Source organism: Nocardia goodfellowii (genome assembly GCF_017875645.1).
Taxonomy (GTDB): Bacteria; Actinomycetota; Actinomycetes; order Mycobacteriales; family Mycobacteriaceae; genus Nocardia; species Nocardia goodfellowii.
This window is the reverse complement of record NZ_JAGGMR010000001.1, coordinates 4,754,904-4,781,407: the sequence shown is the minus strand read 5'-3', so window position 1 is coordinate 4,781,407 and position 26,504 is coordinate 4,754,904. Positions and strand designations below refer to the sequence as shown.

The 26,504-nt window shown below is 67.4% G+C and carries 25 protein-coding genes and 1 pseudogene; 4 read left to right on the top strand and 22 right to left on the bottom strand.

Translation table 11 applies throughout. The annotated features are described in order from the left end of the window. Positions 1-114 precede the first annotated feature (114 nt). The gene (locus BJ987_RS22090) at positions 115-357 is read left to right on the top strand and encodes an acyl carrier protein (RefSeq protein WP_209893313.1); all 243 of its coding nucleotides are present in this window, start codon (positions 115-117) and stop codon (positions 355-357) included. Positions 358-448: 91 nt separating this feature from the next. Here the strand turns inward: BJ987_RS22090 and BJ987_RS22085 are convergent, their stop codons facing one another. The 5 genes from BJ987_RS22085 to BJ987_RS22065 all read right to left on the bottom strand — a co-directional run bounded on the left by BJ987_RS22085 (position 449) and on the right by BJ987_RS22065 (position 5,625). Then, a complete protein-coding gene (locus BJ987_RS22085) occupies positions 449-1,324 on the bottom strand; it encodes an alpha/beta hydrolase (RefSeq protein WP_209893309.1) in 876 nt (291 codons plus the stop codon). A 16-nt stretch (positions 1,325-1,340) separates the two neighbouring features. Further along, positions 1,341-2,453, bottom strand: a complete 1,113-nt coding sequence (locus BJ987_RS22080) for a thiolase family protein (RefSeq protein WP_209893306.1) — start codon at positions 2,451-2,453, stop codon at positions 1,341-1,343. A 92-nt stretch (positions 2,454-2,545) separates the two neighbouring features. Then, positions 2,546-3,604 (bottom strand): cytochrome P450, encoded by a 1,059-nt coding sequence (locus BJ987_RS22075; RefSeq protein WP_209893303.1) that lies wholly within the window; start codon positions 3,602-3,604, stop codon positions 2,546-2,548. 146 nt (positions 3,605-3,750) lie between these two features. Continuing rightward, positions 3,751-4,026 carry an acyl carrier protein gene (locus tag BJ987_RS22070; protein ID WP_209893300.1) on the bottom strand — a complete coding sequence of 92 codons (276 nt, stop codon included), beginning with the start codon at positions 4,024-4,026 and terminating at the stop codon, positions 3,751-3,753. 30 nt (positions 4,027-4,056) lie between these two features. Further along, the gene (locus BJ987_RS22065) at positions 4,057-5,625 is read right to left on the bottom strand and encodes an AMP-binding protein (RefSeq protein WP_209893297.1); all 1,569 of its coding nucleotides are present in this window, start codon (positions 5,623-5,625) and stop codon (positions 4,057-4,059) included. Positions 5,626-6,050: 425 nt separating this feature from the next. Here BJ987_RS22065 and BJ987_RS37395 point away from each other — a divergent pair. Continuing rightward, positions 6,051-6,182 (top strand): annotated as a pseudogene (locus BJ987_RS37395) (RidA family protein); the annotation flags it as partial. 487 nt (positions 6,183-6,669) lie between these two features. Here the strand turns inward: BJ987_RS37395 and BJ987_RS22060 are convergent. From BJ987_RS22060 to BJ987_RS22050, 3 genes are all read right to left on the bottom strand, one after another. Then, positions 6,670-7,500: an alpha/beta fold hydrolase gene (locus tag BJ987_RS22060; RefSeq protein WP_245366080.1), complete on the bottom strand. Its 831-nt coding sequence runs from the start codon at positions 7,498-7,500 to the stop codon at positions 6,670-6,672. A 101-nt stretch (positions 7,501-7,601) separates the two neighbouring features. Beyond that, positions 7,602-8,465 (bottom strand): alpha/beta fold hydrolase, encoded by an 864-nt coding sequence (locus BJ987_RS22055; protein ID WP_307869712.1) that lies wholly within the window; start codon positions 8,463-8,465, stop codon positions 7,602-7,604. A gap of 29 nt (positions 8,466-8,494) precedes the next feature. Next, entirely contained in the window at positions 8,495-9,388 is an 894-nt protein-coding gene (locus tag BJ987_RS22050; protein ID WP_209898878.1) for an SDR family NAD(P)-dependent oxidoreductase, read from the bottom strand. 411 nt (positions 9,389-9,799) lie between these two features. Between BJ987_RS22050 and BJ987_RS22045 the strand changes: the two genes are divergently transcribed. Continuing rightward, positions 9,800-10,582 carry an alpha/beta fold hydrolase gene (locus BJ987_RS22045; protein ID WP_209893291.1) on the top strand — a complete coding sequence of 261 codons (783 nt, stop codon included), beginning with the start codon at positions 9,800-9,802 and terminating at the stop codon, positions 10,580-10,582. A gap of 77 nt (positions 10,583-10,659) precedes the next feature. Here BJ987_RS22045 and BJ987_RS22040 read toward each other — a convergent pair whose 3' ends face one another. The 14 genes from BJ987_RS22040 to BJ987_RS21975 form a co-directional block, all read right to left on the bottom strand. Next, the gene (locus BJ987_RS22040; RefSeq protein WP_209893288.1) at positions 10,660-11,307 is read right to left on the bottom strand and encodes an NUDIX hydrolase; all 648 of its coding nucleotides are present in this window, start codon (positions 11,305-11,307) and stop codon (positions 10,660-10,662) included. A 32-nt stretch (positions 11,308-11,339) separates the two neighbouring features. Beyond that, positions 11,340-13,064, bottom strand: coding sequence for a 1-deoxy-D-xylulose-5-phosphate synthase (locus BJ987_RS22035; protein WP_209898876.1), 1,725 nt, complete (start codon positions 13,062-13,064; stop codon positions 11,340-11,342). A 47-nt stretch (positions 13,065-13,111) separates the two neighbouring features. After that, entirely contained in the window at positions 13,112-15,598 is a 2,487-nt protein-coding gene (locus BJ987_RS22030; RefSeq protein WP_209893285.1) for an ABC transporter permease, read from the bottom strand. Next, entirely contained in the window at positions 15,595-16,308 is a 714-nt protein-coding gene (locus BJ987_RS22025) for an ABC transporter ATP-binding protein (RefSeq protein WP_209893282.1), read from the bottom strand. The genes BJ987_RS22030 and BJ987_RS22025 overlap by 4 nt, the downstream gene beginning before the upstream one ends. After that, on the bottom strand, positions 16,293-16,961 hold the full coding sequence (locus BJ987_RS22020) for a DUF6875 domain-containing protein (RefSeq protein ID WP_209893279.1): 669 nt from the start codon (positions 16,959-16,961) through the stop codon (positions 16,293-16,295). Before BJ987_RS22020 ends, BJ987_RS22025 begins: the two co-directional genes overlap by 16 nt. Then, positions 16,958-17,974, bottom strand: a complete 1,017-nt coding sequence (locus BJ987_RS22015) for a methyltransferase (protein WP_209893276.1) — start codon at positions 17,972-17,974, stop codon at positions 16,958-16,960. The genes BJ987_RS22020 and BJ987_RS22015 overlap by 4 nt, the downstream gene beginning before the upstream one ends. Before the next feature lie 10 nt (positions 17,975-17,984). After that, on the bottom strand, positions 17,985-19,334 hold the full coding sequence (locus BJ987_RS22010) for a cytochrome P450 (RefSeq protein ID WP_209893273.1): 1,350 nt from the start codon (positions 19,332-19,334) through the stop codon (positions 17,985-17,987). Beyond that, complete coding sequence (locus BJ987_RS22005) at positions 19,331-20,434, bottom strand: UbiA family prenyltransferase (protein ID WP_209893270.1); 1,104 nt, start codon at positions 20,432-20,434, stop codon at positions 19,331-19,333. The genes BJ987_RS22010 and BJ987_RS22005 overlap by 4 nt, the downstream gene beginning before the upstream one ends. Next, a complete protein-coding gene (locus tag BJ987_RS22000; RefSeq protein WP_209893267.1) occupies positions 20,431-21,465 on the bottom strand; it encodes a pyridoxal phosphate-dependent aminotransferase in 1,035 nt (344 codons plus the stop codon). The genes BJ987_RS22005 and BJ987_RS22000 overlap by 4 nt, the downstream gene beginning before the upstream one ends. Further along, a complete protein-coding gene (locus tag BJ987_RS21995; protein ID WP_209893264.1) occupies positions 21,462-21,821 on the bottom strand; it encodes a hypothetical protein in 360 nt (119 codons plus the stop codon). Before BJ987_RS21995 ends, BJ987_RS22000 begins: the two co-directional genes overlap by 4 nt. Positions 21,822-21,823: 2 nt before the next feature. After that, a complete protein-coding gene (locus BJ987_RS21990) occupies positions 21,824-23,065 on the bottom strand; it encodes an NAD(P)/FAD-dependent oxidoreductase (protein ID WP_209893261.1) in 1,242 nt (413 codons plus the stop codon). 16 nt (positions 23,066-23,081) lie between these two features. After that, positions 23,082-24,125 carry a polyprenyl synthetase family protein gene (locus tag BJ987_RS21985; RefSeq protein WP_209893258.1) on the bottom strand — a complete coding sequence of 348 codons (1,044 nt, stop codon included), beginning with the start codon at positions 24,123-24,125 and terminating at the stop codon, positions 23,082-23,084. Continuing rightward, positions 24,122-24,463 carry a ferredoxin gene (gene fdxA / locus BJ987_RS21980; RefSeq protein ID WP_209893255.1) on the bottom strand — a complete coding sequence of 114 codons (342 nt, stop codon included), beginning with the start codon at positions 24,461-24,463 and terminating at the stop codon, positions 24,122-24,124. Before fdxA ends, BJ987_RS21985 begins: the two co-directional genes overlap by 4 nt. Before the next feature lie 149 nt (positions 24,464-24,612). Continuing rightward, positions 24,613-25,707, bottom strand: coding sequence for an FAD-dependent monooxygenase (locus BJ987_RS21975; protein ID WP_209893252.1), 1,095 nt, complete (start codon positions 25,705-25,707; stop codon positions 24,613-24,615). Positions 25,708-25,806: 99 nt separating this feature from the next. On the opposite strand from BJ987_RS21975, the gene BJ987_RS21970 reads away from it, so the two are divergent. After that, positions 25,807-26,460 (top strand): ester cyclase, encoded by a 654-nt coding sequence (locus BJ987_RS21970; RefSeq protein WP_209893249.1) that lies wholly within the window; start codon positions 25,807-25,809, stop codon positions 26,458-26,460. Positions 26,461-26,504: the final 44 nt, after the last annotated feature.

Genomic DNA, 26,504 nt, shown 5'->3' with positions numbered 1-26,504 from the left:
CCAGTATCCGGCTCCGGAAGCAACCAGCAGTCCCGCGGTGAGCGCGACCGACCGCCGCGTCCTTCGACGGCGACCACCAGTCTGATTTTCCGGCCCGAGTCTTTCTGTTCCGCCTTGCCGAACCTTGGCTACTTCCGTCCGAAACGCCGCATGGCCGCCACCTTGCAGACCACACCCGCGAGGATAGATCCCGCTGCCAATCTCATCGACTTGGGCCTGGACTCGCTGATGGGCACGGAACTGAAGGTCACGCTCCATCGGGCATTCGGCCGTGAAACCCCGACCATAGAACTGCTGTCGGCCGGAAACATCCACGGGCTGGCCGCACTCCTATCGCGAATCCTGCGGGACGGCTGACGCCGCCATTACCGTTGGCCTCGACGCGCCGAGTGAAACACGCACCAGCGTCAGGATTCCATCGGTGCCGCGGTAGTCAGTTGGATCGGGGTTACAAGTGGGCGTGGAAGAAGTCGACCGCAGCGCGCGCCGTTGTCAGTAGTTGATCAGGCGCGTATAGACCCGCGTGCTCGGTATCGATGACAAGGAAACGTTTCGGCTCGTTGGCGGCCTGAAACACGGCCTGCAGTCGATCGGCCCGGCAGAGGTCATCGTCTGCCGCGGCAATGAGCAACAGCGCTCTGGGCGCCATTCGGGCAACGACATCGATGGGACGGTATTCGAGCGTCTTCTCCGCTGTTTGCCAACTCAATTCGCAGGCCAGTTCCGGCAGCTGTTGCAGCATGACGGCTGAGAAGGCTCGCGCCTGTGCGGTGTGCAGTATTTCCGCCGGGTCGACCCGCGCTTCCGGCTCGCCGCGCACCCGGCATCGTCGATTGTGGTCGATCGCGTCGGTCAGCGCGCGACGCTCCGGCTCGGTCCGGCTGTCGAAAAGAAGCTGTGCGCCGTCGCCGAAGCCGGCTTGGGCGACGACGGCACGGACTCGAGTGTCCACCCCACCGACGTACATCGCATGAGCTGCACCGAAACTGGTCCCCCACAGTGCGATTCGATTGCCGTCGATGTCCGGTCTCGTGGTCATGTAGGTGATGGCGTTGCGAATGTCATCGATCTGCTCTGCGGGAAGCAACCGATGCCGTTCGCCGTCGCTGCCGCCGAAACCTCGATAATCGAAGGTGAGCGCGGCGACGCCGGCATGCGCGAACTGCGCGGCGTAGGCCGGAACCAGCACCGTACGCGTGCCGGTGAAGCCTTGTGCGAGCACGACTGCCGCGTGGGGCAGCCGAATACCGGGGTCGTCCGGAAGGTAGATATCCCCCTCGACAGTGGAGCCTTCGCTGCGGAAGCTGACGGTTTCGGTACGCATCGGTGTTCCTCGTCGATCACGCGTTCAGGATGAGGGCTGCGCCTTGTCCGCCGTCGCCGGCGATGGCCGCGGCTCCGATTCCCCCTCCGCGCCGGCGCAGCGCGTAGGCCAAATGCAAGACGATGCGCGCTCCGGACATTCCTGCGGGGTGGCCGAGGGCCAGCGCGCCGCCCTCGGCGTTGACGACGGCTGGGTTCAGTCCGAGAGCACGAATTGTGTGAATCGGTATGCTGGCCATCGCTTCGTTGATCTCGATCCAGGCCAAATCAGTGTGGCGCAGTCCGGCGTGGTCGAGTACCCGTCCCAGCGCCGCGGCCGGCTGGGTGTGCGGCTCGTGTTGTGGCCCGGCTGTAGCGGTATGTGCGCCGATCTCCGCAAGCCAATCGATCTTTTCGGCGGTGGCCAGATCCTTGCGCATCAGTACGAGAGCGCAGGCGCCGTCCGCGGCGGGGGCGATCGTGGCGTATGTCATCGTGCCACCCGGTCCCCGAACAGGATTCATCCGGCCGATCCACTCGGCGGCGGTGGGATCGATACCTTCGTCGTCATCGATCACTGATGACGGTGCACCGATCGTTGCGAGTTCGACGGAGACGATCTCCTCGCGGAGCCTGCCTGCGCTCTGCGCAGTCCGAGAACGTTCATGAGAGCTGACCGTGTAGTCGTCCTGGGCGGCGCGATCGATTCCGGCTTTCTCGTTGAAGCGGTCAGTCTGCTCAGCCAGATCGGCTATCACATTGAATATTGTGTTGTCAGCGGCGTCCTTCACCTGCGACAGCGATTCCTGTCCGATTGCCAGGACGACGTCACAGACACCGTCACGGATCATTTGATCTGCGACCGTGATAGCTGTGAAGCCGCTGATGCAGGCACGCTGCACGGTGGTGGCCGGAACATGCGAGGGGATTCCGGCGTCGAGCGCCGTGACCCTCGCGGGTCCGAAAGCGATGTCGGACTGCATGACCTGGCCCAGGACCACGTGCTGCACGCGGTCTGGTGGCAATCCGGATCGTTGAAGGGCTGCGCGGCTAGCTGCAACACCTAGCGCGGCGGGTTCCAGGCTTCGCAGTGCACCGCCCGCTCTTCCCATCGGAGTGCGTGCCCCCGCAACGATGACTGTGCCGACCATGCGCGTCTCTCTTTCTGCGGTGCCGTGCTCGGAGCCGGGACCGCCAAGGATTGCTTGTTTCGAACCGGTGGTAGGTGTAGCCAGTCGTGACCTCACAACGTTCGCAGTGGCAGCGTTTGCGGACCGCGGACCAGGACCGTGGGCCGCCAGCGGATTTCCTCGACGGGGACAGCCAGGTGTAGCCGAGGCAGGCGCGCGCAGAGGGTGTGGAATGCGATCTGTGTTTGCAGACGCGCCAAATGCGCGCCGAGACAATAGGTTTTGCCCCAGCCGAAGGCCAGGTGTGGTTTCCGTGCCCGGCGCACATCGAGGTGGTCGGGATGAGCGAATACCGCGGGGTCCCGGTTGGCGCTGGCATGCATGACCCGCACCACCTCACCTTCTTCGATGCGTTGGCCGCCGAGGGTGCAGCTCTCCTGAGCCACACGGGGTATTCCCACCGCCACGGGTGACTGAATCCGCAACAGTTCGTTCACCGCACGCTCCGATGCCGATCCCAGCGTGCCGAAGGCGCGGATCGCGCCAGGATTTGTCAGCAGGTTGAAATACCCTGAGGTAATCAGCGACCGTGTAGTCAGCGAACCGGCGCCGATGAGGACACCAACCATCGCAGCCAGTTCATGGAGAGCCAGGTCTCTGGGTTCGGCTGCCTGGAGCAGGACGGAAACGACGTCATAGTCGGTCGGATGGCGTCGGCGGTAGTCGATCGTCTCGGCAATGAGCATGTTGAATTCGTGGAACTGCCGCCGCATCCATGGCAGGTCAGGATCGTTCGGTCCGGTAAGGTCTTCGACCTGCCTGAGCAGGGTGGGTAGCAGGTCGGCCGGTACTCCGAGGATGTAGCAGATCGCTCGCATCACATACGGACCGGCGTAATCGGTTACGAGGTCGATCTCCCTCCGGCCGGCGAGTTCGTCGACGAGGTCTGCCGCGAGGGCTGCCAGGAACGGTCGATGCCGCTGGATGGCCGAACGGGTGAAGAAGGGCACGAAAGCATTTCGCAAACGATCATGTTGTTCGCCTGCCGTGTTGAATGTTTGGCGGCCGTGGACAGTCAAATAGTCCTCGGGTACGCGTCGGCCGCTGAGCCGAGAAGGGGGTAGCGCGGCCAGCGCGTCGCGGGTCAACCGCGCATCCTGCAAAGTCGCCATTGCGTCGTGATAGCCGGTTACACACCATGTTTCGACGCCACCGGGCATCATGGTGCGCAGAACTCGCCCTCGCTGACGAGCCCGGTCGAACACTCGGTGTGCACTGTGGACCATCTCATCGGTTGACAATGCGCGATACATTTGGCTCACTTCTTGTCGGTGTCCGGGACCTGTGCTGCGATCTCACGCTCGATTCCGTTCACGAGGTCTCGCAGAGTCTTTGCGCCGAAGACGACGCTCTCGTTTACCGCGATCCCCGTGCGATTTTCCAGCCGCAACACTGTCCGCATCATCCGCAGCGAGTCGATGCCCGGCAAATCTGTCAGCAATGCGTCGGGCGTCACTAATTCCACCGGAACTCCCGCTTCTTCCACAAGGAGCGACTTGAGGTCATCGAAGATTTCCGTGAACTTCGCCGTCATGCGAGAGCCCTTCTGCTTTCGGCGTCCATGTCAGTCCCTTTCGGCTCGTCGCGCGAACCTGTCGCGAGCGGCGGCTCGGCGCGCTTTACCGCTGGTGGTGCGAGGAATCCAGCCACGGCGAACTCCGTGCACTTCGAACGAGGTCAGTCCGAGTGCGCCCGACAAGCGGGCTTCGATCCGCCGGAGCCTTTCCTTTTCGGCTGCGGCCTCGACCAGAATGATCATGCGTTCTCGATCGCTGTACAGATCCGTGAACGCGACGCAGGGCACTACGTCACCGATAGCGTCTGTCACCACCATCTCAACATCCTCGGCATAAAAATTTCTGCCGCGTACGGTGATCATGTCCTTGGTCCGGCCACAGAGGAACAGATGACCCTCGTGCACGAATCCTCGGTCTCCGGTTCGAAACCAGCCACCGCGGTGGGCAGCGACAGTCGCTTGCTGGTCACGCAGATAGCCGCTCATCAAAGAATCGCCGGTGAACTCGATTTCCCCGACTTGATCGTGCTCCAGCACGGCATTCCGACTCTCGTCGACGATGCGGACAGACGTACCCGGCACGGGTATTCCGACGGAGACGATAGCTCGCGCGGACTCGGTCGCGCCGCCCAGCGCGTGCGCTTTACCGGCCGCAAGCAGCTCGCGGTCGAACCAATCGACGCGTGCCTCAACGCCACATGGAGACAGCGTAATTCCGGCGCAGTTCTCGGCCATTCCGTACGCAGGACGCATCACGGTTGGCGCCGCTCCATATGCTGCGGTCGCGTCCGCGAACCGCTGCAACGTTTCCGCGCGGACGAACTCACCGCCATTGAGGGCGCTGTGCAGATTACTCAGGTCCGCTCGAGCGCTACCACCACCCAGGTTCTCGACGAAATACTCGTAGGCGAAATTCGGACCGCCGATATAGTTGATCCGCAATTCGCTCAACCAGCGACTGATTTTTCCGGGGTCTCGCAGAAATGTCATCGGCTCACACCGGTAGAGACTGCCGCGCCCGGCGATCGAAGCCAGGAACGACATCAGACCCAGATCATGGAAGAGCGGCACCCACGAGAGTTGCGAGTAATCCGACGTGTTCACCTCGAGCGAGGTGACGATCGCCGAGATGTTCGCCAGCACTGCGGAGTGAGATAGTTCGACACCGCGTGGCACACCGGTCGTCCCGGAACTGAATTGCACGATCGCAGTTGCCGCTGGATCCGATTCGAGCAGAGAGATTGTGCCGTCGCGAGGCTCGAGGTCGTCACACTGGAAAAAGCGCAAGCCCGCTTCCCGCTCCCGCAGCCCACCCGCGACCACTTCGAACGGCTTCGAGACCGCCACATACCGAATTCCTGCTGCCGCGATGATCCTGTGCAGGTGAGCGACCGAGGTGTCCGCCGAGGTGCCGGCGTGGATCGGAAGGACGCTCACCGCCGCGCCGACCGCCAAGGCTCCGAAGAACGCGGCCAGGAACCCGGGGCCCGGTACTGCGAGCAGACCCACGACGGAACCAGGACCCGCACCGGCTTTGCCGAGCTCTGACCGCATGCGCGAGACCAGTCCCGCGATCTCGGCGTACTGCAGCGTGCGGCCGGATTCCAGGAAGTGCATGCGCCCAGCACCACCCAAACCTTGGTGGTCCGCTGCGATGAGGTCCAGCAACGACGAGCATCCGCTCACACCGAGCGGATCGTCTCGACCACTGCCCCGACTTGCCCCTACGAGAACTGCTGGATTGCTCTTCCCGACCGGCCCGCCCCGCACTGGCTGCTCCTGGATTGATCTTGTGGTCACGGCCGAAGACGCCCACTGGCGCACCGGTGATTCGTTCTCGGACATGACCACTCAAGCAGTAGCGCCACCCTCCTTTCGCAACAATAGTGGGAACAACCGCTCGTTCAAATTTGGGGACAACGAATTTGGACCTGTCACCGAGCCATACCAGCGGTCATTCTGCCGCTCGACGTCACGCCGCCAGTCGTAATTGCCAAGCAGGCTTTGGGGCGTGGGTCCGCAGCGAAGTTGGATGACCACGATTGGGTGGAAGTATTGGCGACGGCTCCGTCTACGAACAGGAGATCGGATACTCCCGAGCGGTTCGAATCGGCAACACCGTCGCAGTCAGCGGCACTACCGCTGCATTCCCGGACGGCCAGGCGGTCGGGGGGCGACGCCGTGCGGGCGGCGCGGATCAACTTATGGTCCCGACGGTGGACGATCATGGGGCCCTTGGTAATCGAGTGCCGGTTCAGGTCCCGGTGGATCTCGGCCCCCGGTCCGAGATGACCGTGCCTGACGCACCATGAAGGTCGACGGCGCGGTCTAGATCGCCGGTGCGGCGTTGTGGCTGCCCACCCGCTGTTACACCGACCGGGAGGCGTACGCCAAGGGTGTGATCACCCGCTCGGCTTCGATAATGGAGGGCATCGATCAGCTGCCGGTGCGCGACGACAGCGCACTCGACATGGCCGTTCGCGTCGGGACAACCGCCCTCGCCGACGCCGAACGAGCTAACTATCGATCAGCAGCGGCGCGGGTTTCACAACCACATGTCTCATCACCGCTGGCTGAGGCGTGGCGATATATTCACGAGCGGCCATCGGCGGCGGGAGCCGCGCCGGGCGGGGCCCAGACGGTGAACAGCCGCGGTGTCGTTCAATCGATGGTCGACAGTGCGGTAACCGCATTGGTGATATGCCGAGCCAAAAGCTCTGGCGCCTGGGCGTGTGCGAGGTGTCCCTGCCCAGGAAGGCAGACGATCTCGGCTTGCGGTAAGGCCGCCGCGATCCGCGCGAATGCTGTTCCGTACGGCGCGACACTGTCGTTGAGTTCGCCGAGCAGCAGTGTGACCGGGATGCTCAAGTCCTGATAGCTGCCCAGGCGGGGGCGGTAGTGATTGATCGCCGCCATTTCCTCGCCAAGGGAGGCCGCCAGCGGGCGCAGCACCGGCCAGATCGGGCTGCGGCGCGGATCTGCCACGTATTCCGCGGAGAAGCCCGAGACATCGGTGTTGACGATCTCCACAGCACGGTCCAGATCGTCGCGCTCGATGGCGGCTCGCAGCGGTGCGATCGCCGTCGGGGCGAACGGAGTCGCGACCGGCTCGTAGGCGATGAGCGAGCGAATCGTCGATCGCTCGAGTGCCGTCTCGACGGCGATGAGACCGCCGTAACTCCACCCGAACAGGTGTACCTCGCCGCCGACTTCGTCCAGTATTCGGTGCAGGTCGGCGATCTCGACGCCGACCGAGTAGTTCGCGCCCAGTGGCCCACTGGGTACACGACCGCGCCTATTGACCGTCACGACGGGGTTGGGTAGGTCGATGTGATCCACGACGGGCTGCCATGTCGCTGCGTCGGCCATGACGCCGGGCAGCACTATCAGCGGGATTCCCGCACCGTCGCGGATGGTCGCCGTGAGCGTGGTGCCGGCACGTTCGAATCGAAGCAATCCAGTGGTCTGCTCGTGGGATGCCTTGCCGGACAAAACGATTCTCCTCGATGTCAGGTCCGCTACCGGGATACGCATGCGTGCAATGACAACGTGCGCTCCGCCGCAGGCATTCCTGGGCTCGGAACCCGGCCGAGCTATCGTTGGCCGCCGACTATTCGATGGGCAATCGCCGCGCTCAACCGGCTGGGTACTTCCTCCGGTACCCAGTGGCTGATGCCGGGCAGTGCCACGAATTCATAGGGCCCCTCGACATACTCGGCGCAACGGTCGGCCGCTGCGCTCGTCACTGCCATGTCATCGGTGCCCCACACGAAGGTTGTCGGCACTCGCACCGCCGGAACGTGCTGCCAGTCAGTGCCTTTCGCCCGGTACCAATTCAGCGCGGCGGTCATCGCGCCAGGTTGGGAAAGCAGTCGGATGTGAGTTTCGGCAATCGGCTGTGCGACGGCCGAGCCGAAACCGAGCCGCAATGCCGCGCCGTCCTGAGCCAGCAGTAACTCGGCTGTGCCCTCGGCCTCGAGCATCGCCATGTACGCGGACTTTTCGCGCTGCTCGGGGTGCAAGCGGATGGCATGGTCGAAGGCGGCCGGGTGGGGTACGGACACAGCGGTCAGGGAGGACACTCGCGCGGGATGAGTAGCGGCCACCGCCCAGGCGACGATGGCGCCCCAGTCGTGCCCGACCAGGTGCACCGTATCGAGTTCGAGTGCGTCGCACAGTCCGATCACGTCGGAGATCAGCGCCGCAAGCCGGTAGTCACCGACCTTCGTCGGCCGTGCTCCCGGGGAGTAGCCCCGTTGGTTCGGGGCGTAACTGCTGATACCGGAAGCGCTGAGATGCCGGCCGACAGTCCGCCAGGACGCGGCGCTCTGCGGAAAGCCGTGCAGCAGCAGCGCGGCCGTCTGGGCGGACGGCGGCGAATCGGGGCCGTCGACTTGTACGTCGAAAGTCAGATCGCCCACGCCTACCTGCACAGCCGACGGTCTTCCCGTTGACACGAAATCATCCAAAGGATTTACCTTTCAAGCTATTTGGTGATCATCGCGGCAAGGTCGGCGACCGACCATGGTTCGGCGCGCAGGTGGTCCCGATAGCCGAGCACATCCGGAACCGGACGTGGAAAGCGGCCGACGAAACCGCCCGCGGCGATGAACACGTCCCCGGTGACCGCGGCTGAGGCCTCGCTGGCCAGAAACAGATACAAGGCAGCGGCATACTCGGGTGGCGGCGGGTCCAGAGATCCCCGCAGAGTCACCTCGTCGAGCAGCCCGCGTTCATGCAGCCGTCGCATCTGGGCCTCGTAGTCCGGGCCGGTCGACAGCCGGGTGCGCGCGCCGGGGCAGACAGTATTCACGCGCACGCCGTATTCCTTCAGCTCGGCCGCCATTGCCAGACTCAGGCTGGTTACCGCGCCTTTCCCCGCTGGGTAGCCGGTCCCGCCGTAGTCGCCGAGATAGGCGAACGAACCGGTGTTGATGATCGATCCCCTTCTGCTGGAGGTCATCAAAGGCGCGGCGGCTCGGCACGTGTTGAACACTGTCGTCAGGTGCGAATCGAGCAGAGCCCGCCATTGCGCGGTGCTCACATCGAGAATCGAGGATTGGGCCGGTTCGGCGATGCCGGCGCAATTGATGAGCACATCGATACCGCCGTAGGCGCCGACACAGGCCTGGACCAATTCCTCGGCGACTCCTTCCTCGGCCGCCGACCCGGCGATACCGATCGCGTCGCCACCCCGCGCCGCGATCTGCGCGACCCGCCGATCGACTGCACCCTGGTCGCGAGAGTTGACCACGACGCCCGCGCCGTGGCGACCGAGTAGATCGGCGACCGCTGCTCCGATGCCACTGCCGCCCCCGACGACGACCGCCCCTCGACCGGTGAGGAGTTCGGTGCCCTCGGCGGGGACGAAGCCGTTCATCGCGAGACTCCCGAGATAATTCTGGACAACTGTCTGGACCATAGTCTGGAGTATCCGTCGGACGCAAGGCTTTCCTTGCCCGGCCAGCTGATTTCGCTCCTCCCCAGTAGGCGCAAGCCATCGCGAAAATGCTTGCGACGCTGGCTGATCCGCCCTTCGCGACTGCGGGACCGAGTTGTTCCGGCGACACAATCACGGATGGTGCCGGTCGAAAGTGCAAGGCCGCATGGTCATATCACCGCTGCCCGGCCAGTTGCTTCGACGTGCGACCGCCGCGGCACGCCACCCGGTCCACGCCACCACAACCGCCGGTGTCCCGGTTGCCGGCACCTGCGATCATGTAGACCGTGAGCTGCGAGGAAGCCGGACCGCTCGCTAGTTCCGTGTGTTCACTGATATCGAAGGATCGTCATGCCCGCCAGTTCCGTCCCGCTTCTACTCCTGCATGGCGTCACGATGTCCGCGCGCGCGTGGAACGACGTTGTGCCGCTTCTGAGCCCGCACCACGAGATCATTTGTCCGACCGCGCTCGGTCATCGCGGTGGGTCACCGGCGAGGCAGCGACCGATGCGGTGCGCCCACTTGGTAGACGAGGTCGAACGCGATCTTGATGCGCGGGGGCTCGATCAGGTCCATATCGCCGGTAATTCGCTGGGCGGATGGATGGCGATCGAGTTGGCGCGCCGCGGTCGTGCGGTGACCGTATGCGCGCTCTCTCCGGCCGGTTTCTGGGATGCGACCACCGCCAGCCATTCGGATGCGACCGCGAAGATCTCGCGCCAGCTGACGCTCGCGCGGCTGGGTCGGCCATTCACGCCACTGGCGGCGCGGTCCTCGCTCCTGCGTCGAATAGTGCTGCGCGATGTAGCGACTCGTGGCGACCGGATCACCCCCGCAGTTCTCGTGGAGCTGACTCGTGATCTGCTGGAATGCACGGTGACTGCCGACCTGTTGAGCACCGATGAACAGATCGCCCTGTTGGACCCGTTGCCGTGCCCGATCACCCTGGCCTGGTCCGCGCACGATCGAATACTGCCCCCAGCGGTCAACGGGACGATCGCCCAACGCCGGCTTCCTGCCGCGAAGTACGTGACCTTGCCCGGTGTGGGCCACGTGCCGATGATCGATGACCCCGTGCTGGTCGCGGAAACGATCCTCGCGACGACTGGTCGGAGTGACAAAGCAGGGCAGTGAGTGGTCAACGGACGGCTCGCGCCGTAGTGCCTACGCCGACAGCCGCATGATCGTCGCGCGAAGTGGTTCAGCCTTGCTCACTCCCAAGCGAAGCGCGGCTGTTCGAGATGGTCGACACGGGTGAGACGGTGATGCAGGACCACCTCACGGAACTGGTACAGGATCGCGGCGGTGGGGGCGTGCAGGTGGCCGCCCAGCAAAGGAAGTTTGATGGCGAGGCGGTCGGAACCAGGGACGGATCCGAAACACGGATCGACATCGAGGGCCGGGATCGGAATCCAATGCACCGCGGCTACTTCCGCGGGATTCGGCGTCGGCGTCGGCGAGGCGCCGATCCAGGCCACTACCGGGGACATCACATAACCTGAGCGCGTCGGGTAATCGTCGAGCAGACCCAGCACTGTCGAACGAGGCGCCGTGATGCCCAGCTCCTCCTCCAGTTCCCGCAATGCCGCCGCTGCCGCGTCCTCCCCCGGATCCAGTCGGCCACCCGGCAAAGCGAACTGACCGGCATGGGCGCGCAGTCCTCGCGATCGCTCGGTGAGCCAAATCCCTTGCCCCCCATCATGCTCGGCGATCGCGATCAAGACCGCCGCGGCCTTGCGACCTTCGAGGTCGATGGCCCGCCGCGAGAACGCACCCAACGTCTCGGCCACGTCGCGACGAAACTGATCAGCGGGTATATCACTCCAGCGGTATCCGCTACCGTTCTCATCGACCGACATCGGCCGAACCTAATTCGCCGCGACGCCAACCGTCAACGTTGGGAGGCCCACTCGACGATGCGTTGTTCGATGGCCGCGGGTTCCAGTCCGATGTGTTCGAGCAACTCCGTGCGCGTCCCGTGCTCGAGAAATCGGCCGGGAACTCCGATACCACGGATCGGAACATCTATCCCCGCCGCGGCCAGTGCCGACGCGATCGCGGATCCGATCCCGCCGTGCTGGACGCCGTCCTCCACGGTGACGACCAGCCGGTAGCCGGCCGCGAGCGAGACAAGGTCAGCCGAGATGGGGAGCACCCAGCGTGGATCGACCACGGTCACCTGGATTCCGCGTGCGGTCGCGCGCCGGGCTGCCGCCACCGCGGCATCGGCCAGCGATCCGATGGCGATCAGCAGGACATCGCCGCCGCGGCCCGGGATGAACAGCGCGTCGATCTCTCCGAATCGATCTACAGCCGGAATATCTGGTCCCGCAGCGCCTTTCGGGAACCGCACCGCGCTCGGTCCGTCCTTGATCGCGAGGGCGGCGGCGAATTCGGCGCGCAGTGTGCTGCCGTCGCGCGGTGCGGCCACCCGCATGCCCGGGACCAGCGCGAGCAGCGCCAGATCCCATACGCCGTGGTGGCTGGCTCCGTCCGGCCCCGTCACGCCCGCACGATCCAGGACCAGTGTGACCGGCAGGCCCAGCAACGCGACATCCATGAGCAACTGGTCGAACCCGCGGTGCAGGAAGGTCGAGTACAGCGCGACCACCGGATGCAGGCCGCCCAGAGCCAGACCCGCCGCCGAGGTCAGCGCGTGTTGCTCGGCGATCCCGACATCGAACAGCCGCTCCGGGAAGCGGGCGCCGAAGGCGGCCAACCCGGTCGGCGCGGCCATCGCCGCGGTGATGGCGACGAGGTCCGGTCGCCGCTCGGCCTGCCGGATCAGCTCGGCGGAGAATTCCGCGGTCCAGCTCGCACCGGCGACCGTGGTGGCGCGCCCGGTCGCGGGGTCGAAGGGACCCGGCCCGTGCATCCGGTCGCCGGCGTCGGCCTCGGCGGGCCGATAGCCGCGGCCCTTCTCCGTGACGGCATGCACGATCACCGGCGCTCGGCACGATTTCGCCTCCGCCAGTGCGGCTTCCACCGCGGCCGTGTCGTGACCGTCGATCGGGCCGAGATACTTCAGACCTGTTCCCAGGAACATGCGCTCGGCCGGACGTCCGACCGTCGGGTCGTAGGAGCGGCCGTTGTCGTTGACCAGCACGACCAGTGGCCGCGGTGGTCCGGCGGCGATGTTGTTCAGCGCCTCCCAGCACATGCCGCCGGTCAGTGCGCCGTCGCCCACGACCGCCACCACGCAGCGATCCCGTAGCGCGCGCAGGGCGAACGCTTTCGCCAGTCCGTCCGCATACGACAGTGCCGCGGAGGCATGGGACGACTCGGTCCAATCGTGTTCGCTCTCGGATCGGCTCGGGTAGCCGGAGAGCCCGCCGCGTGCGCGCAGTCCGTCGAAGCCGTCGCGGCGACCGGTCAGGATCTTGTGGACGTAGGCCTGGTGCCCGGTGTCGAAGATCAGCGGGTCGCGCGGGGAGTCGAAGACTCGGTGCAGTGCGATCGTCAGTTCCACCACGCCGAGGTTCGGCCCGAGGTGACCTCCGGTCAGCGAGACCTTCGCGACCAGGAATTCCCTTATCTCCGTGGCCAACCGGCGAATGTCCGCCGATCCGAGCGCGCGCAGATCGCGCGGGAATTCGAACCGGGCCAGCATCGGCATCGTGTCCGGAACACTGAGTTTCCGCATGGGAACCACCTTTTCGAGACTCAATCCGCGGCCACGGCCGCGATCACGTTCAGCCGGGACGCGCGGATCGCCGGCGGCACCGCCCCGGCCAGGCAAACCCCCAGCGCGATCACCGCCGACCACAACGCCGCCGGGTTCAGCGCGTAGCGCACGTCGATTCCGGTCAGCACCGCCAGCACCCGGACGGCCAGCAGATGCACGGCTTCGCCGCCGAGCACACCCATCGCACCGCCGACCAGGCCGACGGCGACCGCCTCGATCACCACCAAACGGGCGACGAGCCGCCGCGAAGCACCCATCGCCCGCAGCACACCGATCTCGCGCCGCCGCTGCACCACCGCGAGCAGCAGCGTGTTCATCACCGCGAAAGCCGCCAGCAATGCCACGATCCATTGCAACCCGACCGCGAAGACGCCGGCCTGGTCGATGTTGAACAGGCTGAACCGGTAGGCGTCCTCGCCGGTGGACAGTTTCGCGTCGGGACCGAGAGCGGTTTGGAGCGCGGCGCGCACCGGCGCTACCTCGCCGGCCACGGTGACGGCCAGATAGCTGGAACCCGGACGATCGAACCAGATTCGCATAGTCTCCAGGCTCATCCCGATGACACCGGCCTCCACCGAGAGGTAACCGAACTCGCCGAGAATTCGGACCGAGTGTGGCCCGGTCGGCGTGCCGAGCACGATCTCGTCACCGACCTCGGTTGCCAGGCGGTCGGCCAGCGACCGCGACACGACGATGCCGCGCCCGGCCAGTACATCGGCGCGAATACCCGGATCGAGCAGATCCGCGATATTGCCATTGCCCGGGGCCATGCCGGCGATCTGGACTCGGGCCTCGTCGACTGTGACGTGTGCCCACTGCGCCCCCGCCACGTCGGCCACGCCGGGGGTGCGGCGTACCTGTTGCTCCCAGTGCGCCGGCAGCAGTCCGGAGGGGAATCCGTCTTCACCGGCAGCGGTCACCAGTAGGTCGGTACGGCGCAGCGGATCGAAGGTGCTGCCGGCGGAGCGCACCAGATCGCCCAGTGCTCCGTTGACGGCGATACCGATGGTGACGGCGATACCGACGGTCATCGCGGTTGCCCAGGTGCGGCGCGGCGCGCGGTGGATCGAGGCCGCGGCCATGCGCCCCGGTGATCCCGACCACCTGCTGATCCACGCGGCCACCCCCACCACCGCTCGTGCCATGGCCAGGCCGAGCGCCAGCAACCCGGCCGTCAGAACGCCGACGGCGGCTACCACGAACAGGTTCGATACGCGGAGCGCGATCACGGCGGTCAGGGCCGTCGCCGCGAGCGCGCCGATACCCGCGGTGATCGCCGTGCGGGCCGGAATCGGTTCGCCGGGACCGATATTCGCGGTCCGCAGCGCCTCTGTCGGTTCGATCCGCGACACCTGATGCGCGGCGACCAGGGTGGCCGCGACCGAGGCCGCCACGCACAGCCCGATCACGGCCGGGAAGACCAGTGGGGTGACTTGGAAGTGCAACCGCGCGGAGACGACATCGAGCAGGAAGGCCGGAGTGCGCCCGACGGCCCAGCGCGCCAGGAGCAGCCCCAGCGGAATTCCGATCGTGGCGGCGGCCAGCCCGAACAGCACCGCCTCGACCAAGAGGTCCGCCACCAGCACCCGGCGGCGGGCGCCGACGGCCCGCAGCATCGCGATCGTCCGGCGGCGTTGCGCCACAGCCATATTCGTCGCGTTGAACATCAGGAACGCCGCCACCACCAGCGACACGGCGGCCACCAGCAGCGTGATGCTGCGTACCAGCAGCAGCGCGTTGCGCACCTGCGCCGAGCGCAGGTCACTGCCGGTGACCAGCGCCCGGTCACCGATCGCCGCGGCGATGCGGTCCCGCAGCGCGGCGGTGTCCACGCCGGGCTCGGCGACGATGAAAACGGCGTCGACCCGGTCCGGGCGTTCGGTGAGAGCCTGAGCGGTGCGCAGCGGCGCGGCGACGAAGTGTCCGCCATTGATCTGCGCGGCGGTCTCGGCGGGCACCACGGCCGCGACGGTGAGCGTCTTGTGCCGCAGCGGAAAGCTTTGTCCCGGTGCGAGGTTCATCTGAGCGCCGACCACCACTCGGTCCGCGGCGCCGAGCAGACCGGGGTCCACGCGCAGTTGCGACATCAGCGCGTCCTGTAGCGGCGAGCGCAACCGCACCACCGACGGGTCGACGCCGAGCACGGCGACCGGCCCGGACGCGGAGACGGTGCTCTGGATGAGCGGCACCGCCGCCCGCACCCCCGGGACCTCGGCGGCGACGGTGCACAGGGACATGTCGAAGCCGGTGTCGGTGTAGCCCAGGACGGCCAGATCGGCATCGCCCGCGATGCTCCGATTGAGTTCACCTGCTGAACCGATCAGCGAGGAGTACGCGGTGACCACAGCGACCAGCAGCGCCGCGGCCACGCCCAGCACCACGACCAGCGCCGCGGAACGCACGCCGTGCGCGCTGATCTCGCGCCAGGTGAGCACCCGGAACCGGTCGGCGGCAGCGCGGATCACGCGGATAGCTCCGGGGCTATGGCGGGATAGCGGGTGTCGGCGGCGATGCGCCCGTCCCGCAGCGTGATCGTTCGGTCGGTGCGGGCGGCCGCGTCGTGATCGTGGGTGACCAGGACTACCAGCCGCGCGGTGGTCGCGCTGTGCGCCAGCTCTGCCAGCAAGTCGAGAATCGCCGAACCCGTTCGGCTGTCGAGGTTTCCGGTCGGCTCGTCGGCCAGGATCAGCGGCGGGTCCATCAGCAACGCGCGTGCGATGGCGACCCGCTGCATCTGGCCCCCGGACAGTTCGGCGGGGCGATGCTCCACCCGGCCGCCGAGGCCGACCCGCTCCAGCAGTTGCTCGGCCCGCGCCCGAGCCTGCCGAATCGAGTGTCCCGCCAGCATTTCCGGCAGCGCCACGTTCTCCCACGCGGAAAGAGTCGGCATCAGATTGAAGTCCTGGAACACGAACCCGACCCGCCGCAACCGGAACCGGGCCTGCTCCGCGTCACCGAGCCCGCCGATGTCCTGTCCATCCACCAGCACTCGGCCGGAGGTCGGTGTGTCGAGGGCGCCCAGCACGTGCAGCAGGGTGCTCTTGCCCGCACCCGAAGGGCCGACCAGTGCGACGAATTCCGAGCCGTCCAGTCGCAGACTCACGCTGTCGAGGGCCGCGATGCTCTGTCCGCCGACGCGATATCGCCGGACCACGTCGATCAGCTCGATTTCCATGACGGCTCCAATTCCGGCCGGGCTCCGGGTTCGATGCGGCGATAGCGCCGGCAGGTTCGCTCATAGAGCGCGCGCAGGTGCTCGTTCACCCGGCCCGCACCGGCGAACCTGTGCCCGAACAGCTTTCGATACTCCTCGAACCAGAGGGGGTCCTGATGCAGAAACAGGATGTCGTGCACCGCCATGCGACGCACCGCGAGCAACGGATACGGCGCGGTGTTCACGGCGAAGAACGGGTTGTGCACGGCGGGTTCGCGGCACTCGGGATGGAACTGGCCCACCATGTAGCCGCGGGCGACGACCTCGTGTTTGGCCCGCCGATGCCCGGCATCGATCAACGGCCACCGCGTGCGCGGCAATCCGGTGACCACTACCGCCAGTGCGTTCAGCTCACTGCGCACCGGCCCGTCGGGTCGCTCGTGGAAGCGATCCACGAGCGTGTGGATCAGCGCGGCCATGCGCGCGGGATCGTGTCCCCCGCTCCAGCGATGCTCTAGCACTTTCAGTCCACCGGCCTTGAGCGCGGGCAGTACGAACGGGCACACCGGTCCGTCCCGGCCCAGATCCGGATGCGGGCTGCCGATGTATTCGCGCAACCAGCGCCCCATCGTCGAGGCGACCTCGGGGCCCGGTTCCTCGAGTCGGAACGTCACTCGGGTCTCGATTCGATCAGGCAGGCACCGCCGGAGAGCGTGACTCCAGACACTGCCAAACCGGCTACGCTGTGGAGCTTTTCGTATTCGGCGAGGGTGCGTTCGCGGCCCGAGGTGACGGTGGCCATGTACAGGCTCATGACGGCCGCCATGGGATCCCGGCGCTCGGTGTTCGCGGCGCTGAAATGCTCGACGACGAGCAGCCGGGTCCCCGCCGGCATCGCGGCCCGGCAGTTGGCCAGGATCGCCACGGCGGCCGAGTCGTCCCAGTCGTGCAGGATGTGCCGCATGATCAGCACGTCGCCCGCGGTGACGCCGAGCTCGAGCGGTGCGAAGAAGTCGGCCGCGACGCAGGAGCAGCGCGCCGTCAGCCGCTGCGCGGCCAGGCGGGCCCGGCCACGTTCGAGTACCGTCTCCCGGTCGACCAGCACACCGGTCAGGGCGGAGAATCGGGTCAGCAATCGCGTCAGGAGGTAACCGTCACCGCCGCCGATGTCGAGCACCCGAGCGGTGCCGCCGGCGGCGATCAGGTCACCGATCGCGTCGAGTTCGGATCGCAATCCGTGCGCCTGTGATTCGTCGAAGATCGCGCGCAGATCCGGGTTGTGGTCGAGTTCGGCGAAGAACGACCGGCCGTAGACGGTGTCGAAGGCCGGTTGCCCGGTGCGCAGGGTGGTTTCCAGCCCGTCCCAGGCGCGTCCGACGCTCGCGCGTACCAGCCGCGCCGTGGGCAGGACCGAGCCGGGCCGATCAGCGCACAGGTAGCCGCCCCGTTCGGTGCGCCACACTCGCCCCTGCGCCAGCCGGACCAGTTCACACACCTCCAGCAGCCGGAGCAGATCCAGCAGCCGCTCCGAATCCAGTTCGGCTCGCTCCGCCAAAAGCTCTACATCGCAGCCTTTTTCGTCGATCATGTCCGGCAACCCCAGGTTCGCGAAGGTGCAGACCGCCTCGGAGATCAGACGGCCGTAGAGGAGAAACCGCACCGCCAGCGCATCGTTCGTGTCGGTCATGGGCGCGCGCTCACCGCACGCGTTTCGCCGTGATCCGAACCGGCAGCCCACCTGCGATACCGGGCGCCAGGCCGGGTACCTCCGTGAGCGTCCAGCCCGGCAGCAGTGCGGGATCGTAGCGGCGCAGCAGCTCGGGCACCAGGTACTGCCCCAGCGCGTAGGCCAGCTGCGAGGCCAGGCATCGGTGCGGACCCGCCCCGAACGGAAGGTAGGCCAGCGCCGGACGCGGTTCGGAGGCGGACGGATCGTGAAAACGACTGGGGTCGAAGGTATCCGGGTCGCGCCACCAGCGCGGATCCCGGTGGATCACCGCCAGCGGGAACACCAGCGGCGCGCCCTCCGGGATGACGTACCCGCGCAGGGCGGAGTCGGCCGCCGCGATCCGGATCAGTGGCGCCGAGCCCTGCAACCGCAGCGCCTCCTCGAAACAGGCTCGCGCCCAGCGCAATCGGCGAACCTCCGCCAGCGAGTGACCGGCGGGCCGGATTTCCGTGTACTCGGCGGCCAGGCGCGCGGCCGCCTCCGGGTTGCCGAGCACCCGGGCGAGGGTGTGCGTCAGCGCCGCGGTCGTGGCCCCGTAGGAGGCGAACAGCAGCAGCGCCAGCTCGTTGGTCACCGCCTGGTCGCCGAGCGCGGCACCGTCGCGGCCGCGCAGTGCCAGCAGTGACCCGAGCACGTCGTCGTGCTGGGTCGCGCTGTCGCGGCGTGCCCGCACCAGCGCCGACACCGTCCGGTAGAGCCGCGGAAAAGCGGTGAGCGACAGTCGTTGTGGCCCACGGAGCAGATTCGGCGGGCCACTGGTGAACCGCAGGAAGCCGAAGGTGGCGGTCGCCAGCCGCACGCCCTGGTCGATGGTGCGCACCTGGGCGGCCTGCAGCGGATCGGTGACCAGGGCGGCCAGCAGACCCGGCAGCAGCACCCGCGCCAAGACCTGCTGCAGATCCACGACGTCGTCACCGCGAGCGCCGGCGGCGATCTCGGCGTCCAGTCGCGCCTCGACGGTTGCGGCGACCCGGGCGAAGGCGCCCGCCAAGCCGTCCCCCGCGAACATCGTCACCATCGCGCCGCGCTTGTCCCGGAAGCGCTCACCTTCCTGAAACGCCACACCGCCCACCAGGTTTCGTAACGGCAGCCGGAATCCCAGCTTCTGATACGCGCCCGATGTGTCGTGCAGATAGCGAGCGGCGTCATCCGGATGGCCGATCAGCACGGCGTCACGCAACGGGAGCCGCACTCGGCATACGTCACCGTGGCGGCGCAGCGCGTCGCGGAGGAAGGCGTTGCGGTCGCGGGTGTAGGGACCGAGGGAACCGATCAGCGCTCGGCCGTTCGCGCCGGGCAGGTGGTCCAGACGTCTCATCGGACTGAGTCCTCCTTGGTGCGGCTGTCCAGCCGCAGCAGGTCCGAAACGGCGATCAGCACCGCACCGGCCGCGACGACCGCGACGGTCGCCGCGGAGGGATCGATCAGCAGTACCAGCGAGGCGAGGAAACCGGTGGACACCAGCATGTCGGTGCGCAGCACATTGTTGCCCTCGATCATGGTCTCGGCCCGGACCAGGCGGACGCCCTGCCAGAGGATCACCGGCAGCCACAGCAGTGCCAGCAGCACCCGCACCGGAAAGGCGCCTACCAGCACCGGAACCGCGATGCCCGCGTAGACGACAACGCTCGCCACCGCGGCCGTGCGCGCCGCCCGGCGGCGCGAGCCCCACACCGTCGCCGAGGTGGCCAAGCGGACGTCGGCGTCACCGCTGAAGTCGGGCACGTTCTTGACCAGTCCCTTGGCGCAGAACCACAGCAGCAGATACGCCCCCGCGACCAGCAACCGCGGGTCGCTGATCCGGGTCCGGAAGTCCGGCGCGAGCGCCACGATACTGACGAACGGATAGGCCACCACGGTGGCGAACAGCAGAATGCCCAGCACGGGTCGTTCTTTGAGTCGTAGTGGGCGCAACGAATACTGATGTGCGCCGACCAGCGCCAGCAGCATCGCCGCGAAGAACAGCGGCGTCGACGCGGCCGCGGCGAGCATGACCAGCCCGCACAGCACCGTGGTGTGCCGCAGCAGCCGCGCCCGCCCGTACCCCACCAGCTGGTAGACCCGCATCGGCATGTTGGAACTGTCCTCGCCGATATCGGAGTAGATATTGAACAGGTTCGCGATCATGCCCACCAGGAAGAACGCGATCGACCCGAGGGCGCTGCGCCAGTCCTGCTCGATGCCGGCGAAGGCCAGGCCGAGTTGAAAGGCGAAGATCATCGGCACGCACGTGCGGGGCCGGGAGAACGCGACGAAGACACGTGCCCGCGTCAGCGTGGACATCGCCGCGCTGCCGTCCCCGGAACGGCGTGCCAGCCAGATCCGTTCGTTCAGCGGCAAGGCCAGAAAGTCGGTGAAAGACCCGAGATTCAGCGCGTGGCCATGGAAGCCGCGCCGGGCCGGTGCGGGTGTGCTCATTCCGGCCTCCGCACGGCGGCGAAGCGCGCCAGAGCCTCCGACACCGCGGCTACCGCCGCCACGGTGGTGGCGGTGATCCGGACGCCGGCGCCGGGAAACTTCTGCACCGCGATCCCCTCGGCCGCGAACGCCGCGACCAGTCGCTCCGGACGCCGGTCCGGCAGCCAGATGAAATTGCCGAAGGAATCCGGCACCGAGTAACCGTGCTGTCGGCCCACCGCGACCAAATCAGCTCGGGCCGAACGCACTTCGGACACGCGGGCGGCCAGTTCGCGCGGATGGCTCAGCGACGCGATGGCGGCGGCCGCGCCCGCTGTCCCGACCGAATAGGCGACGAGCCGGCGACGCAGCCGCCGCATAAGTTTCAGATGTCCGATCGCGTAGCCGACCCGGAGGGCAGCCAGCCCGTGTGCCTTGGAAAACGACCGGGTGACAACGAAATTCGGGAATTCGAAGATCAGGGCCAGGATACCGTCGGCTTCGTAACCCTCGTCGAAATCGAGGTAGGCCTCATCGAGGACCACCAGGGTCGACGCCGGCACCGCGCGGAGGAAGGCGGCAAGTGGCGCCGCGCGCACCACCTCCCCGCTCGGGTTGTGCGGCGTGGTGACGATGACGGCCGCGGTGTCGGCGCGGATCGCGGACAGCATCGCACCCAGCGGCTGCCAGCCGCCCGGACCGCCCGCTACCGGCGCTGATTTCAGCCCGGCCGCCGCGATCAGCGCGTCGTATCCGGTGAAACCGGGTGCGGCGTACACCACCGTGGCATCCGGACGCGCAGCCGACCGCAGCACCGTCGTCAGCGCGTCCGAACTGCCGTGCCCGGCGAAGATCATGGTCGCGGGCACGCCGACCGCCGCGGCGATCGACGCGCACAGCCGCGCCGCGAACGGGTCCGGGTAGCGGGCGAGTGCACTGATCTGGGCCTCGACAGCCGCGCGCACGCCCGGCAACGGGCCGTACGGCAGTTCGTTACCGGCCAGGTCGTAGGCGGTGGCCACGGCCGGCCGCGCGGTTGCCGCCGCCCTCACCGGACCGGCCCCGGGTCAGCCGAATCAGGCTGCGCCGCAAGCTGTCCCAGCACGCCGCGCAGTTCGTCCAACAGTGCGCGGGTCTGTTCGAACAGTGCGGTCGCCTCGGCGGTCATGGTGTTCATCTCGGCGAGCCGCTCGTCCACCGCCGCGAGGGTGGCCTCGGATTCGGCCAGCGTCCGAGCTGCTGTGGTCAGCGTTTCACCGACGACGTCCAGCGTCGTCTCGGTCTTGGCGAAGGTGTCCTCGACACGGCGCAACACCGATTCGGCATCCACGACCGTGCGCTCGGCGCGGGCCAGAGTATCCAACGGCCCCTTGGCGAGCAGTCCCATCAGTTCGCTCTTCCTGCCCATGGTCAGCCGGCCAGCGGCTGTGTGGTGTCCGCCGCCGTGCTGGGCAGCGGGCCTTCGCCATTGCGGTAGCCCCGCACCGCGGCAGGCCCGTACACCCCGCCGATAGCCAGCCGCCGGAACCACGAGTGGTCGAACATGCCGAAGGTGAGACCCACCATGAACGGATTCCCGCCGACCCGGTAACCCACGCGAGTCGCGGCGTACTGCATGCCGTAGCGCTGTCGCAACGCGCGCTGATAATTCGAAAGATCCTGCGGCCCCGTGGTACTCAGTGCTTCCAGCGCACAGATGGACGCCTCCATACCGGTCTCGAGTGCCTTGGAGATGCCACCGCCGCTGGATGGTTTGATCGCGCCCGCGGCGTCGCCGGCCAGCAGCAGGCCTGGGTGCCAGGGCGGCCATGCCGTGAACCCCATCGGCAATCGCCAGGCCTGCACCGCTTTGGACTTGCGTAGTTCGGCGATGTCGGGCAGCCGCCAGTCCGGCGGCAGGGTCGCCACGAAATCGGACAGCATGCCGGTCAGATTGGCCGTTCGCCATTGCCGGAAGGTGGTCAGATAGCCGACGCCGACATTGATCCGGCCGGCACCGAGCGGAAACACCCAGCCGTACCCGGGAATTGAGCGACCACCCGGCCGCAGCGGCATGTGCACCTCGAAGCAGGGGTCCTCGGGCCGCTGTGCGGGCATCTCCGCACGGATCGCGACCGCGGTGACGCCCGAGATTCGGGTGCGCAGGCCGAGTTTCTTCTTGATCGGCGAGTAGGCGCCGTCCGCGGCGATCACGATATCGGCCCGGATCTGCTCGCTGGGCGAGCGGCCGTGGCGGACCTCCACGCCGTGCACCAGTCCGCGTTCCACCAGCGGCGCCCGCGCCTCGCAGCTCTGGCGGACCTCCGCTCCGGCGGCGGCGGCGTGCTCGAGCAGCAGTTGATCCAGGTCCAGACGGCGGGCGGTGCGCGCGAAACTCGGCAGGCCCGCGCGGTCCGGCCATTCGGCCTGCCAGCTGCTGTGTCCCCGGACCTTGACGTAGGAGATCCGGTGGAATCGTTCGAGCTCGGTGGTCAGTCCCATGCGCTCGAGCATGCTCAGACCGCGTGGGGTGAGCCCGTCGCCGCAGGGCTTGTCGCGCGGGAAATCGGCTTTGTCCACACAGAGCACCGAGGCGCCCGCTGTGGCGGCCTGCCATGCGGCGGCGGCGCCCGCGGGGCCGCCGCCCACCACGACAATGTCGTACTTCTTCATCTCGATACCGTCCTTGTCAGCAGGTCCGCGTCGCGGTGTACTCGAGCAGCCGCACCCAGGCGGTCCGCGCGGGCGAGACCGGAAGTGTGCCGAGCAGCGCGAGCGCCTGCTCGACATAGCCCGCCATATCCGCTTCGGCGCGCTCCAGACCTCGGGTCGAACGCACCAATTCGAGCGCGCGGGAAAGCTTTTCGTCGTCGTCCACCGGCTCGGCCAGCAGCGCCGCCAGGTTCCGTCCCGCAGCGGAATCCTCGGTGAGTGCGTAGATCACCGGCAGTGTGGCGACACCCTCGCGCAGATCCAGCCCCTGGGCCTTGCCGAGCTGGTCGGTGGACACGGTCAGATCCAGGATGTCGTCGGCGATCTGGAACACCATCCCGAGCAGATCACCGACGCGTTCGAGGCGAGCGGCGGTCTCGCGGGGCGCGCCGGCCAGTCGCGCACCGCACCAGGCCGACAGGCTGATCAGAGACGCGGTCTTCTCCTGAATCGTGCGCAGGTAGTCCGGCGCGCAGTAGCTGCCCGCCGGCCGCGTCGCCTCGCGCATCTGACCGGTCACCAGCGTCGCGACGGTGTCGTTCAGTTTGTCCACGCAGTCCTCGGCCTCGCGGGTGGCGCGATAGATGAGCTGGCCCGCCCGCGCCAGCAGGTAGTCGCCGGACAGGATCGCGACGGTGTTGGACCAGCGCGCGTTGACCGTCGCCACCCCTCGGCGCATCCGGCTCTCATCCATGACATCGTCGTGATACAGCGTGGCCAGGTGCACCATCTCCATGGCGGCGGCCGCGGCCGGCACCGCGTCGGCCGAAGGCTGGTCGCCACTGTGCGCCGCCAGTGCCGTCACCAGCGGCCGGAACCGCTTGCCGCCCGAATTCATCAGGTGCAGTACCGGTTCGGTGAGGAAGTCCTCCCCGTCGGAGAGTGCGGCAAGCATCAGGTCTTCGACCCGGCCCACCTGGGCGCGCAGGTCGCGACCCAGTTCCGGCAGGCCGAGACAGATATCGGCGATGTAGTCCGTGGCGACCTCGGGTGCGGCCGGGGCCGGTAGCTGCGTGGTCATGCGCGACCGTCCCCGGCGGCCTGCGCCGACAGCCTGGGTAGCGCGACCACCAGGGCCGCGTCGTGCTGGAATCGCCGGCCGGCCGCACCGCCGGGCGCGCCGAGTTCGGAGCAGAATTCCGCGTTCGCCGCCGTATAGGCCTGCCACTGTTCGGGGACGTCGGATTCGAAGAAGATCGCCTCGACCGGGCACACAGGTTCGCAGGCGCCGCAATCGACACACTCCCCGGGATGGATGTAGGCCATCCGGTCACCGATGTAGATGCAGTCCACCGGACATTCGTCGACGCAGGCCCGGTCGAGTAGATCGACGCAGGGCTCCGCGATTGTGTATGTCACCGTCTTCCACCTATCCCCTTGCGCCGCAGCGTAATTCGGTTCAGCAATCGAATCGATATACTGAAGCATAATCACGATGCTTAGGCATACGGGAGGTCGGGGAAGATTGTGTGACAAGTCACACCGAGGGTCGGCGGGTGGCGACCGGGTCAGCCCTCCGGTGGACGCCACCCGGAGATCACGCGAACATTGCTGAGATGCAATAGCTTTCGCGTCAACGCGTCCGGAGCCGCCACCAAGGCCGCGTCCCGCAGCGCCGCCAGCACCGGCGACCCCGGTCCGGTCAACGACATGGCTTGCCGAGCAAGCGAACTCAGCACCGCGACCCGGCGCCGCCGGACGCTGGAATACCGCGCGAGATCGGGTGCGCACTCGGCCAGCATCACGGCGTCCTCGAGCGCCTGACACGCACCCTGCCCCAGCGTGGGCAGCATGGCATGCCCCGCGTCGCCCACCAGTGCCACCCGTCCGCGCCACAACCGGCGCGGCACCGCGATATCCACCAGTTCATTGCGTACGGCACGCTCGGGACCGGCGGCGGCGAGTAGCGCCGGGATGGGTGCGGGCCAGCCGGAAAACTGCTCCAGACCACCGTCTTTCGTGCGCGCGGCCGCATACAGAATGGATCGCCCGTCGGCCATGGGCACCAGTCCCGACTCGGCCGCCCGGCCCCAGACGAAGCCCGGCTCTCCCGCGACTCCGGCGTCGAGCACCCAGCGCCATGACATGACGCCGGACCGGCGCACCGCGCCGGACCCCGGCCAGAGCTGCTCACGAATCCGGCTGTGCACACCGTCGGCCGCCACGACGAGGTCGTAACGCGCTCGCTCGGAGGCGGTTTCAACCCAGCCCGCGGCATCCACACCCAGTACCCGTGTGCCGAGACGAACACACTCCGCCGGCACGGCCGCCACCAGCAGAGCGAGCAGGTCGGCGCGGTGAATCGGCACGAGACCACCGACGAAGTCCTCGATCCGCGCGTGCAGCAGGACGCGCCCGCGCTGGTTCCGCACCACACAGGGGCCGTCGGCGATGGCATGGGCGCGCACGGCGTCTCCCAGACCGAGCACGTCGAGCGCGCGCAGCGCGTTGACCGAAAGGAATACGCCCGCACCGACTTCGGCGAACCGCTCCGCTCGTTCATAGACCGTCACGTCCCAGCCTTTGGCGCGCAGCGCGATCGCCGCACCCAGGCCCGCGACGCCACCACCGACGATGCCCGCCCGGCCAGGTCCCTCCGACACCGTTGCCTCCCACCGTTGCTTTACTAGAGCAAAGCACACTATGCTGACGCATGCTACGGCACGAAACAGCCTGAGCCCGTGGTCAACTGGAGGATCACCATGAGCATCGACTCGGCCGCGCTGGAACCGACCCTGGTCTCGGACCGGACTTCGCGCGAGACCGCGGCGGAACTGCCGCGACTGGGCGCCGACTTCGCCGCGCATGCCGCCGACCACGCCGCGCAGTGCGGCGACTGGCTCACGAAATGGCTCACCGCCTGGGATAAATACGACCCGGAAGCCGTCCTGGCACTCATGACCGACGACGTCGTGCTGATCGATCCGGGTCTGTGCGGTGAACCCGCGGTCGGCAAGGACGCGGTGCGATCAGCCGTGCTCACCCTCCTGCGCGCCTTCCCCGACGTGCGGTGGGAAGTCGCCGGCACTCCCCATCTGGCGCTGAGCGGAACCGGCATGGCCGTACCCTGGCGGATGCGCGGCACCTTCGCCGGCGACATGGGCGGCGGCTGCTCCCCCTTGGGTATGGCCCCCACCGGACGCAGGTTCGACAACCGGGGCGTGGACGTCTACGAATTGCGCGACGGCCGACTCTGCTCCTGGACCAGTAATTTTGACCTGCTCGAGCTCGGCAGACAGTTCGGCATGTTCCCCGACCCGCGCGGCACCCTGTTCACCGTGGGGATCCGCGGGCAGCGCTTGATCGCGCCACTGCTGCGCCGCTTTTATCGCTACGTCGACCGCGCCCGATCCTGAGCGACCGCCGGACATTTCTCAATCAGTACCCGATACTCGAACCG